This window comes from Chlamydiales bacterium, from assembly GCA_031292375.1.
In the GTDB taxonomy this organism is placed as follows: domain Bacteria; phylum Chlamydiota; class Chlamydiia; order Chlamydiales; family VFKH01; genus JARLHF01.
In genome coordinates this window covers 24,727-36,107 of sequence record JARLHF010000068.1, presented here as the reverse complement: position 1 = coordinate 36,107, position 11,381 = coordinate 24,727, and the positions used below count along the sequence as shown (strand labels likewise).

General features: G+C 37.6%; 13 protein-coding genes and 1 tRNA gene. 7 read left to right on the top strand and 7 right to left on the bottom strand.

Annotated elements, in window-relative coordinates; translation table 11 throughout:
- Positions 1–174: 174 nt before the first annotated feature.
- From P4L16_08390 to P4L16_08375, 4 genes are all read right to left on the bottom strand, one after another.
- Entirely contained in the window at positions 175–1,251 is a 1,077-nt protein-coding gene (locus P4L16_08390) for a PDDEXK nuclease domain-containing protein (protein MDR3625135.1), read from the bottom strand.
- Between the two features lie 99 nt (positions 1,252–1,350).
- Positions 1,351–1,494 (bottom strand): hypothetical protein, encoded by a 144-nt coding sequence (locus P4L16_08385; protein MDR3625134.1) that lies wholly within the window; start codon positions 1,492–1,494, stop codon positions 1,351–1,353.
- A 606-nt stretch (positions 1,495–2,100) separates the two neighbouring features.
- A complete protein-coding gene (locus P4L16_08380) occupies positions 2,101–2,739 on the bottom strand; it encodes a DUF559 domain-containing protein (protein MDR3625133.1) in 639 nt (212 codons plus the stop codon).
- Positions 2,714–3,139: a hypothetical protein gene (locus P4L16_08375; GenBank protein MDR3625132.1), complete on the bottom strand. Its 426-nt coding sequence runs from the start codon at positions 3,137–3,139 to the stop codon at positions 2,714–2,716. The genes P4L16_08380 and P4L16_08375 overlap by 26 nt, the downstream gene beginning before the upstream one ends.
- Positions 3,140–3,188: 49 nt before the next feature.
- Here P4L16_08375 and P4L16_08370 point away from each other — a divergent pair, with 49 nt between their 5' ends.
- A complete protein-coding gene (locus P4L16_08370) occupies positions 3,189–4,052 on the top strand; it encodes an ATP-binding protein (protein MDR3625131.1) in 864 nt (287 codons plus the stop codon).
- An 82-nt stretch (positions 4,053–4,134) separates the two neighbouring features.
- Here P4L16_08370 and P4L16_08365 read toward each other — a convergent pair whose 3' ends face one another.
- Entirely contained in the window at positions 4,135–4,293 is a 159-nt protein-coding gene (locus tag P4L16_08365) for a hypothetical protein (GenBank protein MDR3625130.1), read from the bottom strand.
- A 38-nt stretch (positions 4,294–4,331) separates the two neighbouring features.
- Positions 4,332–4,553: a hypothetical protein gene (locus tag P4L16_08360; protein MDR3625129.1), complete on the bottom strand. Its 222-nt coding sequence runs from the start codon at positions 4,551–4,553 to the stop codon at positions 4,332–4,334.
- Positions 4,554–4,865: 312 nt separating this feature from the next.
- On the opposite strand from P4L16_08360, the gene P4L16_08355 reads away from it, so the two are divergent.
- Both P4L16_08355 and P4L16_08350 read left to right on the top strand, forming a co-directional pair.
- On the top strand, positions 4,866–5,399 hold the full coding sequence (locus P4L16_08355; GenBank protein MDR3625128.1) for a histidine phosphatase family protein: 534 nt from the start codon (positions 4,866–4,868) through the stop codon (positions 5,397–5,399).
- Positions 5,396–5,878, top strand: a complete 483-nt coding sequence (locus P4L16_08350; GenBank protein ID MDR3625127.1) for a GNAT family N-acetyltransferase — start codon at positions 5,396–5,398, stop codon at positions 5,876–5,878. Before P4L16_08355 ends, P4L16_08350 begins: the two co-directional genes overlap by 4 nt.
- A 469-nt stretch (positions 5,879–6,347) precedes the next feature.
- Here the strand turns inward: P4L16_08350 and P4L16_08345 are convergent.
- Positions 6,348–6,421 (bottom strand) — tRNA-Ile (locus P4L16_08345).
- A gap of 58 nt (positions 6,422–6,479) precedes the next feature.
- On the opposite strand from P4L16_08345, the gene P4L16_08340 reads away from it, so the two are divergent.
- The 4 genes from P4L16_08340 to P4L16_08325 all read left to right on the top strand — a co-directional run bounded on the left by P4L16_08340 (position 6,480) and on the right by P4L16_08325 (position 11,373).
- Positions 6,480–7,724, top strand: coding sequence for an MFS transporter (locus P4L16_08340; GenBank protein ID MDR3625126.1), 1,245 nt, complete (start codon positions 6,480–6,482; stop codon positions 7,722–7,724).
- Positions 7,725–7,839: 115 nt separating this feature from the next.
- Positions 7,840–9,015, top strand: a complete 1,176-nt coding sequence (locus P4L16_08335) for a DUF1207 domain-containing protein (protein ID MDR3625125.1) — start codon at positions 7,840–7,842, stop codon at positions 9,013–9,015.
- Between the two features lie 3 nt (positions 9,016–9,018).
- Complete coding sequence (locus P4L16_08330; GenBank protein ID MDR3625124.1) at positions 9,019–9,849, top strand: hypothetical protein; 831 nt, start codon at positions 9,019–9,021, stop codon at positions 9,847–9,849.
- An 81-nt stretch (positions 9,850–9,930) separates the two neighbouring features.
- Positions 9,931–11,373: a hypothetical protein gene (locus P4L16_08325; protein MDR3625123.1), complete on the top strand. Its 1,443-nt coding sequence runs from the start codon at positions 9,931–9,933 to the stop codon at positions 11,371–11,373.
- The last annotated feature ends 8 nt before the right edge of the window (positions 11,374–11,381 follow it).

Sequence of the window (11,381 nt, the reverse complement as noted above, 5' to 3'; positions counted from 1 at the left end):
TTTTTGTTCAAAAAATACTAAAACATTCGAGGACAAAATGAGAGACATTACAGAACTGTTCTGCAGTATAGATGATTTCTGGAAAAAATTCGAGACTTTATGGCATCAAAGCCTAATTACTAAAGGAAAAACAGCTCCTAATAGAGCTTTAAAATAATAAAATCTCGATAAAAGCTATTCGTTCGTAAGTTCGGCTTCAAATTCCTCAACGGTGGGTAAACTACCCCTTAGATCTTGAGGCAAGGATTCCATGATCTTGGTTTCGTAGCCCGCTACTCCCATTGGCTTGTGAATATCTCTTAATGCATATTCGACGGTAAAATTATTTTTTGTTTTACAGAGAATCATTCCAATAGAGGGATTGTCTGTTGGATGCTTTAATCGATCGTCGACTGCTGATAAGTAAAAATTCATTTTACCTGCATATTCGGGTTTAAAATCGGTGTTTTTGAGCTCTATGACAATAAAACAACGAAGAGAAATGTGATAGAAAAGCAAATCAAGATAATAATCTTTACCCCCGACTTCAAGGGGATATTGACTTCCAATAAAAGCAAAGCCTTGGCCAAGTTCAATGAGAAATTTTTGAATATGTTTCAATAATCCCTTTTCTAGTTCCTGTTCTCTATATCCATCAGCTAGAGTCAAAAATTCAAAGTTATACGGGTCTTTTAATGTTTCATGGGCTAAGTGGGACTGGGGCAACGGTAACTTTTCAGCAAAATTTGTAATAGCTTTACCTTGTCGATTAATAAGATCAGATTTAATCCAGTCCTCTAGAGAGCTTCGGCTCCATCCATTAATCAGGGTTTGTTCTGCGTACCATAACCTTTGTTCTGTAGAGACAAGTTTCTCAATAATAACTGCATTATGGCCCCAAGGGATACGAAAAACAGGAAGATCATTTAATTGTCCCACAGCTTGTGGGACTTTTTGATAGGCAAGATAGAAAGCTCTCATTCTAAAGACATTAGTTCGAGAGAAACCACCTACTCCAGGAAAAGAATTCTGTAGATCTTTAGCCAAATGCTCGATAACTTGAGTCCCCCAGCCCTGTTTATCTTGACGTTCGGTAATTTCTTGGCCAATTTCCCAATAAAGTTTAATAAGTTCTTCATTGACCTTTATAGCGGCTTTTATTTGAGCAGAACGAATGCGTGTTTTGAGATTATCAAGTAATTTTTTATAACCTTCTGGGATTAATTTCTTGTTGGGTGACAAAGTACTTGATTCTTTTTTTTCCTTTGACATGCTTTTTTTAAACTCCATCATTATTACGTAGTATGGTAGAGAATTTTTGGTCAAAATGCTAGTGGAAAAATAAGAATACTAGCTCGGAGTTATTGGATATTAGTTGTTGTCTTTTCTTAAATTACGAATAGCTGCTAAAAAGCGATCTAAGCAGTACTCTTGAAATTCTTTTGGTACCCTTTGCATCAGTGGAGTAGCCCCATCGGATGGAAGTGATTCGCGAGTCGAATCGTCTCTTGGCATACTCTAAAAAAGATTTAAGAAAAGTGGGGCAAGCTGGACTTGAACCAGGGACCAGCGGGTTATGAGTCGGTTGATCTTCCGTAAAGGAGCGTAAAAGAGAGTACATAGGCACAGTGAAATTAGCGGTTTTTTAAAGTGCCAATTGTGCTCAATTACGCTATTTTATTGTAGCTTTTTCCCACCGATTGCGTAAAATTTGCGTAAAAAGCTAAGACGTCAGAAATAACCCCACAAACTCGATTAAAAAATAGCTAGTGACGGCTATTATAATTGGCAACACGAAGTAGAAACAAGCTTGCGAATATTTTTTCTGAAAATATTGATGCCACATAAAAAAAATTGAAAGGGGAATTGAAAGAGGGATTGAAAGGCAAAGGAGGATAAAGGTCCATTGAAGAAATTTTATGCCAGAAGGATTGAGAATCGCTACTGAAAATAGAGAAGCATATAAGAGAAATGGAAAAGGAATCGCATAAAACAACGTCATTATCCAAATCCATCGTTTGGTTGTTTTTTGTTGTTTTAGGAGATCTGCTTCATTTGTCATAACTAAACCTCCTAGAACTTTCATATAATACCTTCCCATATTTTATCTCACAAACAGATTCAAATTTTACCTTCTAGAAGTGCACTTTGATGTGTCAAGGCTCGAAGAATTGAATCCAAAACATCATCTAGATGCTTACCGACATCTTCACTCAAAAATCGTAGAACCAAGTAACCATTCTGCTGGAGTAAAGCATCTTTACGTCTATCCCGGCGATAGGCATTAGCATCAGCCAGATGCTGTGCACCATCAAGTTCAACCGCAAGACGCGCGTCGGCACAAAATAAATCAACCTCCATTTGACTTGAAATATCGAATGGGATTGACAATAGAGCGTTAAGATGAAATCTTCCTGCGGTCTGAGGTAAAGTTTCAAGACGACGATAAAGAAATGCTTCAGTGGCACTTCGAGCTCGATCGACGCCCTCTGCATCAGCATGCATAACTGAGGCCATTTGAACAAAGAGATTGGCCAATGGCATATCCACACCATCACAAATCAAACGCTTGATACTTGCTGCATAATCACTCTTCCAAGCCGGATCAACTGGGAGTGGTGCTTGGGTGGGCCATCCGGGCGTGGCACTGGCAGGAAGCAGGATTTTATATCCTACAGCTTCATAACCTCGGCAACGCTTGTTGAACATTCGCTCTAAAATGGGTACATTAAGATCAGCATAATCTGAACGTAAAATCAATTATGGGAGATCCAGGAAGATTGAGTTCTTTGATCCCATGAATTCTAGATTTTAAGAAATTTTGTTGATGATGCCGAGCCACTTCAAAACGACGACAACCTCGTCCATTTAATTTCTGAATTACTTCTTCAGATGGTTCCAACGATAGAAAGTAGTTTAGAAACGAGTTCATGGCTAGACCGTAGGGTATTTTTTCAAGTCTAGTGAAGGGATTACGGATCTTCTCTAGATTCTCCTCTGAAAAACTTCTTGTAAAAGAAGAGTTGATTTCCCAAGCAGCATTTCTCTGACCACGATACATCAATTTTGGACCATGCTCTCTTTGAGCGACTTGAATCGCTATAATTAAGTCTTGTAGACTGGACGGAGTCACTAAGTGAATATCGTTTTGATTTTGCATTCTCTTTACCTTATTTGATGATGGGCATCTCATTAATGCAGCTGTTGCGTTGTACGGGAAGAGCGAAAGGCTTTTTGCAAGCTATCCTCAGCTATCTATCAGACTGGCTAGATTTAGAGGGACTGATCGATTAGGTGGTTTTATGGACAACCGCAATTACTGGGGGAATGGTTTTGATCTTTCGAGGCGCGGTGAGTCGTTTCTGTTAGATCATGTCCCTATATCTGGGCGTGTTGTACCTGGAAAAATGATTCGAGAGGATTACCCTCTTTATCCGCCTCTTGCTATACGAGAGGCTCTTGCAAACAGCATTTGTCATAGGGATTACACGACTCCAGGTGGCGCTGTTGCTATTGCAATGTATGATGACCACTTGGAAATCATCAATCCCGGAATTTTTCATTTCGATATGACTCCTGAAAAACTGACAAGACCGCATGAATCTAAGCCATGGAATCCTATCATCGCTAGCGTATTTTACCGCGCCGGGGTGATTGAAAAGTGGGGAATGGGTACGCTCAACATTATCGATTGGTGTAAAGAAAATGGAAATCCCAAGCCAACCTGGGAAGTGCGTGCTGAATCTGTTGTTACTACTTTTTTACCCTCTTCATTCTTTTCTACTGGCAAAAGACCGGAAGAGCAAATAGGTAAAGCCGAAAAAGTAAGGCCCGAGTCAAGGCCCGAGTCAAGGCCCGAGTCAAGGCCCGAGTCGTTAGAAAATGTAGTACTTAATTTGCTCAAAAATGGTCCCTTATCTAAAAGTGAACTCTCTCAAGGTCTGGGGCATAAGCATATTTCTGGAGCTTTAAAGAAAGTGCTTGTGACCCTACTAAAACAGGGCAGAATTGTTTATACAACCCCTGAGAAACCAAACAGCAGGCTACAAAAATATAAATTACCGAATGATTGAAAATCTCATTGATTGTCAAATAGATATGTTATAAAATTTTGTCCTTATTATGAGAGATATCAAAAAAACTTGTATAACTCTTTCAAGATAAGGGATTCTTTCCTTTTCGCCAATCATCAACATGAATAGGTTGAAGCAATTTCATTCCAATAAAGACATCAATTGGGCTTACATACTGTTGCTTGTATAGTGCAGCGGCTTGAAGAGCACGTTGTCTTAAACGTTTTTGATTATCATTCATAGATATGCTTGAATTTATTCATCATTGTCTTTTTCAATCTAGGTCACCGACTGGTTTTGTTTATTTTTTCTTATGCTGTTAAAAACGACATCTCGTGTGAGCTGAGTGTTTTCGCAAATATCTGTTAGGATTAAAGAGGAGTCTACCAAAAAAACTTGGAAATTTCCAGCACAAGATGAAAAGAAATGAGAAGGAAATTTCCAATGACCAAAAATCTTTAATGGATAAGAATGTAGTAAAAAGACAACATTTATCGACATTGTTATCCATGAATGCAAAACCAGAAAGCCATAAAGCTCTTTAAGAAAAACCAAGGCTTGCTTCGAGCAACCGAAGCTATCCGCTTGAGTATTCATCCACGTGATGCATCGAAAAACAAATCGGCTCAACGTGGATATCTTTTTCGAATGCGCGTCCTGGGAGGGCAGTATCATCAACCGAGAACCTGATAAATGCGAGTGCATTGCATTTTTTCCACTGGACGCATTGCCATTAAACGTAGTGGATTATAACGCCACAGCTTTAAAGGCTATTCTGGAAGGAAATTTTTATTCTGAATGCGGATGGACGTCATGATTTTAAAGAAAGAGTTTTATTTCATTCGTCATGGGCAGACAGATCATAATATTTCAACACAAGAAAAAATCGATCTCCCCGCTCATATCACCTTAAATTCTACAGGTTTAACTCAAGCCAATGGTATTGAACCGATTATTGCTTCTTTACCGATTAAGACCGTTTGTTGCAGCCCCTTTAAACGTGCTCAAGAGACCAAAGACATCGTTACCTCTAGGCTTTCGGCCAATCACTGCGAAATAGAGGAGCTTGGTGAATGTTCCGGTCTAATATGGAAAGAGATGACCGCTCTTGGAACTATGGCTTACTTGCAGGCCAAAGACCCTGTGCGTAAATTCATGCGTCAGGTGCTCAAAGGAGTAAATCAAGCGCTCGAGCAAAAAGGTCCCGTACTAATTGTTGCGCACAGCGGCGTTCATTGGGCGCTCTGCTGCTTCTTAGGAGTGGAATGTGAATGGGCCATTAATAACTGCGTTCCCGTTCATTTTACAGTGGAAAATGAAAAATGGAGTGCCCGAAGGCTCATATGAATAATAAATGTCACACAATGGAATTTGTCGACACACTTCCTGAAGAAGTGGAAGAAAAAATGCGCAAAGATCTTGTAGAATATGAAAGTAGTCATGGCATTGATGTAAATTACAAAAGATTTGCGGTTATTCTTAGGGATGAAAAAAGAGAGGTGCTTGGTGTTCTCAATGCCTTCACTGCATTTTCAGAAGTGTATATTGATGATATGTGGGTCTATAAGCCTTTTCGCGGGAAAGGCTATGGGAAAAAATTACTGCAGGCGCTCGAAAATCATTTCAAAGGTAAAGGATTCAATAACATCAATCTCGTTACAAGTGCATTTTCGGCACCAGGATTTTACAAAAAATGTGGTTTTACCGTTGAGTTCGTAAGGGAAAATAAAAAAAATCCAAAACTTACCAAAACCTTTTTTATAAAATATTTTGCTGAGGAAATACAGACGCAGGGCATTTTAAAAAAGGAAAATGGATGTTCCTAAATAGGCAAAATCAAATGAAGTCTTCTTTTCATCGCTATAGGGTCGTTTCAGCTTATTCAAGATCGAAAAGAAGCACTTAACATCTTAAAAAACCTCCATTCGGTGCTATTGCCTGCCGGAAAGGTTGTACTTGAAACTTTTATCCCATGGGATGCGATCAAAGACAACATTGATGGTTCAGTTTTGATGGACGGATCCCATAGCCTATTTGGTGGTATGGGAACGATTAAATAAACTGTAAGTCTCTGAAAATGAGCAGAAAAAGAATTCCGTTCCCAGAATTCCCACTGTTCCAACGAAAAAATGGAGAAGTAGGAAAAGATTTCAGAAAAATTGGTCGGGAAAAAGAGAGATTGCTTTGAATTGTGCTGGTCTGTTGTGGCCGATTGCGTAAAAATTGCGTAAAATGAGGTTTTCGCAACATTTGCGAAATGCTCAAAAACCCATTCAGAAGTATGTGTGGAAAAAGTGGGGCAACCTGGACTTGAACCAGGGACCAGCGGGTTATGAGTCCGCTGCTCTGACCAACTGAGCTATTGCCCCAGAATTGCCATATTTCATATCATGTAGTCCTGTTGTAAATCAAGAGAATTTTGGGAAGATGAGTGAAGATACACGTTTTGTAAATATTCGCTTTATAAAAACAAGAAATGCTGTTTTTATAACGGAGCTTCTCAATGAGCCTCTATGGACTCTTTTTTATCTTTTTGTCTTTATTTTACACAAAGATTTACATGCCAGTGCTTTTCAAGTTGGGCTGTTTACGATGCTTCGCCCAGTCGTTGGAATTGCCTCTATGTATTGGAGCTCAACACTTGCAAGAAAACCGCACAAGGTTCTTTCTAATCTGATATGGTCTGGAATTCTCTCTAGAGTTGCTTTTTTCTTTTTCCCGTTCATAGACAATCCGTGGATTTTTTTAATATCAGTAATTTTTTATGCGACTCTTAAGAGGGGAGGGGTTCCTGCTTGGCTTGAGATTTTAAAAATGAATTTACCAAAGAAATCGAGAGGCAACATTATTTCTTGGAGCTCTGCTTTAGGGTATGTTGAGGGTATTGCGCTTGCGATAGGTGTTGGTTATATGTTGGATCATCACAGTGGGTCTTGGCGTTGGATGTTCCCTGTGAGTGCTTTTATAGGTATTTTAGGTGTGTTTTTACAAGCAAGAATACCTTTAGAGGGCATCAAAAAAGAAGTTCCTGAAGAAGATCATTTTTGTATAAAAAAAATTATAGACCCTTGGAAAGATGCTTATTTATTACTTAAAGAGAGACAAGATTACCGTTTTTTTCAAGTAGGCGTCATGATTTGCGGCGTTGGCATTATGGTAATTCAACCAGCACTACCCATTTTTTTTCTAGATGTGCTAGGACTTTCTTACACAGATCTTGCAATTGCTCTTTCTGTTTGGAGAGGGGTTGGGTATGCATTTACATCACCTATTTGGGGAAAATTATTCTCTCGTTTTGATATTTATAAATTATGTTTTGTAATTTTTGTTCTCATGGGACTTTTTCCCATTTGCTTGCTTGCTGCAACTACTAATGTGATTTGGGTGTATATCGCTTATTTGATTTATGGAAGTGCACAAGCTGGTTTTCATCTTTGCTGGAACCTTGCAGGGCCTATGTTTTCTCAGGATAAGAACAGTTCTCCATTTAGTAGCGTAATGCTTTTAATGATGGGGATACGAGGTTGTTTTGCACCCCCGCTTGGAAGCCTTTTGGTCGTGTTGTTTGGGCCTGTGTTAGCGCTCGTAGCGGGTGTGTTATTTTGTTCTTATAGTTCTATCAGAATGTTGCAGAGGGAAAAGAGAAAGATTGTGTTGATAGAAGATAATTAAATTATATCCTATGTCTTTTCTCTAAGATTTTCATGTATATACAGAAAGTTTTTGCATCAATATTTTAAATTAGTTATAGATCATCGTTTTTGTATTTAAATTGGATATTGGGGAAATGATGGGAAAGACATGGATTTATCGATTATTTTTTTGTATGTTTAGCTGCTTTGCTGCTACATTTTTGACAGTACCGCTTGAAGCTATGGAGGCTGGTAATATTCCTTGTAACCCTGTTCAGCCTTGTCCTACAAATGATGCCTACTTGGAAGGGTATTTACAGGGACTTGTCGACGCAAATTATTATGAGTTTCGTGTAAATATCGTTGTAAAGCATGGATGGGTCTATCTTTCTCATCCACCTGCAAGTTGTGAGCTTCTTTCTCGTATTATTGCTGATATTAAAGATGTTCCTGGTGTTTGTGGAGTTCATGTAGTATGTAAAACGCCACCTGATATTCCATCTATACAGTGTGCTAAGTGGAGAAGAAGGCCTTGTTGTGAAATTTCTGGTATGTGGCTTCCTGAATTTGATGAGTTATTTCAGCCACTTATTGCAGACCCAAGACAGCCGATGTTTTCTGCTGCATACAGAGCGGGTGATAAAGTGATTGGTCAATCATGTGCAGCTGTTGCTTTTGGGGATCCACTTCCTATCTACCGATGGTTTGGAGTGCTTCCTTGGAGAGGGGATTTGCAAATAGCTGTCGAAGGCTGTGTTTTTGCTGTATTCAATTTGGATACGAGTTCTCATGATTTGGTAAATGCTGATTACTATTGTGCAATTCCAGTCACGTATGCTGTTGGAGACTGGTCTTATCGTTTACGTCTTTTTCATATCTCTTCTCACTTAGGGGATGAGTACTTGTTAAATCACCCTGGAATTATGAGATATAATCCAGCTATAGAAACGCTTGATTTTTTTGCATCTTATCAATTTACAAAGGAATTAAGGCTTTACGCGGGTGTTGGAGATGATTTTATTTCTGATGCAGGCTTTAAACAGCATCCATTGTATGTTGGATACGGCTTTGAATTAAAGTTTGATTGGTGGAGAGATCGTTGTGATAGGCTATTGTGGAGACCTTTTTTAGCTGTATATATTGAAAATAGAGAGCAAGATGGCTGGTACTTTAACCAGAATTATTGCTTGGGTATGGAAGTGGGAAGGTTAGATGGATCTGAAAGAAAAGTGCGACTTTCAATTGAGTGGTATGATGGATTTTCTCAAGATGGGCAGCTAACGCGCTTTAGGACAAATTATGGTCAGCTGAAATTGGCTTATGGTTTCTGATATTTGACAAAGTTATCCGAAAAAGAGTTTATTTCTGGGAAGTTGTACCACAAGGAGACCTTTTCCTTGTGGTTTTGTTTAGTTTTTTTGATTGTTTTGATAGGGATTCTCTATTCTGTTTTTTACACTCGTGACAGTTGGATAGAGAAAAAAATAGATGATAACCCCTTCTTACAAGTTACCTACAGAGAGTTTTCATTATTTCTTTGGCAGAATCCAGAGTTCATGAAAATTAACTTTAAAGGCCCTTCAGAGTATTTAAAGAATGTAAAAGAAGATAAGATAGGTATTCTTCCAGACTTTGCTGAAAGTTATGTGATGGCTCCTCCTGAAGTTCTTTTTCGTTTTCATCTATGGAAAGAGTTATTGGGAAAAAAATTATTATCAAGACCGATTTTTTTTCAGGAATTTCAAGAGTTTTTACAGTATTCTCAGGAATGGACTGTGCTCTACTGGCAGACAGCGCCGCAATCTTATTTGACACTCATTAATTTAATCTCTTTTGATCCGTTGTTATATCATTCTTTTGATTTAAGAGAGTTATTACCCTTTGAGGTGAGTCTTGCCTTTCAAGGTTGGAAAAATTATTTTAAAGAGGGGGGGGAAATTAACGAGATTGAATTTACCTATGGTGAAATTCTTAAGTTTTTGAGTCGCTATCCAGAGCTCTCTCGTAGTTATTGGAGAAATGTATTGAAAGAAATGGTACCTGAGTATTTAATTTATCAGACTCAAGAAAACATAGATTTAAAAGATAAGGTCAACAAGAGAGAAGTTTCTTCTTTGCTCAAGGTTTACTATTACAATGAGAAAATGGCCTCTTTAGGGCTTTAACAGCAATTTCTTTGCATTAAATTAATTTGATTATTAAGATTTTAAAAACTACAATCTTTGATGATTTAATTTAGGAAAGTTATGATGATAACAGGAGTGTCAATTCTTTCTCCTTTTGAAGTATATGATTGCTTTGATAAGGACATTAGGTCTGATATTTTCCTTATCAAGGCAACTCCTCATATTACTGATTTAAAAGTTATTGACAACCATTTGGTTAGAAAGGATTGGTTTGATAAGATTAAAGATTTTTTTTGGATAGGTAGGGCAGAAGGACGAAATTTATTAAATAATCGGATTAAACAAATCGTTTTATCGCTTGGAAGGCTTGAGAGAGTTGCGAACAATAGTATGGGTAAACAGATTGTAAGAGATTTGTTTATAAACAAGCTTGCACACCTAAGAGATAGAGATTTATTTAGTATGCTTAAAGTAAAAGGTGTGGACGGAAAATCTGCTTTAACAAAAGAAATTGAAGAATTTTTATTTCCAACGCTTAAAGAAAAGCGTTGTGAAAAACAGCGTTTGAAACAAGAACATATTGATTTACAGAAAGCTCAAACTAAGAACCAAGAGTTAATTAAAATAAAGCAAAGAGAGATAGAGCTTGCGAGGGTATCAAGACAAGCGGAAAAAGCAAAGCTTGCTGCATGCTTGGGCGTTGAAATGATACCTGCAAGAGGTACAACGGATACTAAAATTGCATGTGCATTGAGTGGAAAAAAAATTGGTATTTTTAAGGCAAGTAAAAATGTCTCTTTAATGACAAAAATTAAAAACTTTTTTAAGCGTAATTTTCATGGACAATTGTATTTTCTAAGTTCTTCATCTGATTGTCAACCTAAAGCCGAGGTTGCAGCCTATTTTACGGATAGGTATTTTGATATTGGCTTATCCCCTCCATCAATTCTGACGCAAATTATGGGGCAAGCAGGTGCCTTTCAAAGCTTTCTTACAAATAAGAAAAAAGAGACCTCTTTTGAAGAGGTGGAGATGGTTTTATCTGAACTTGAGTCTAGGGATTATTTTAGTGAGGAAGAGCTTATTCTTTTTCAAAAGTCTGTCATATTTGATTTTCTTATTGGCAATTTGGATCGTGATGAAAAAAATTGGTTTATTAAAAGAGCATCTGGTGATAATAAGGGTTTAAGGCGCATTGTAGACTTGAAGTTGATAGATAATGCTAATAGCTTCATTAGAAAAAATCCGATGTATACGAATCAAATAAAAAATCAATATAAGTGGAAAGAATTAAAAATAAGTATATTTTCTTTTGTAAACAAAATAAAAGAGTTTGTCATAGAAAAACTTGGAAATTTAGATGATGATTCAAAAATTGATCAATATCTTTGTGCTCTAGAACAGGATATGCCTGGGTTTTTAGAAAAGGCCGCGAAGGATCATTTGATTGAAAGATCACGAGTATTACGAAGGGTTGCTACACTTCCTAACTTTTCTCCAAAAGAGCTTGGGAATATTGTAACCGATCAGGGGATGCAAGCATTTTTGCGTAACATAGGTTAATAATCCAA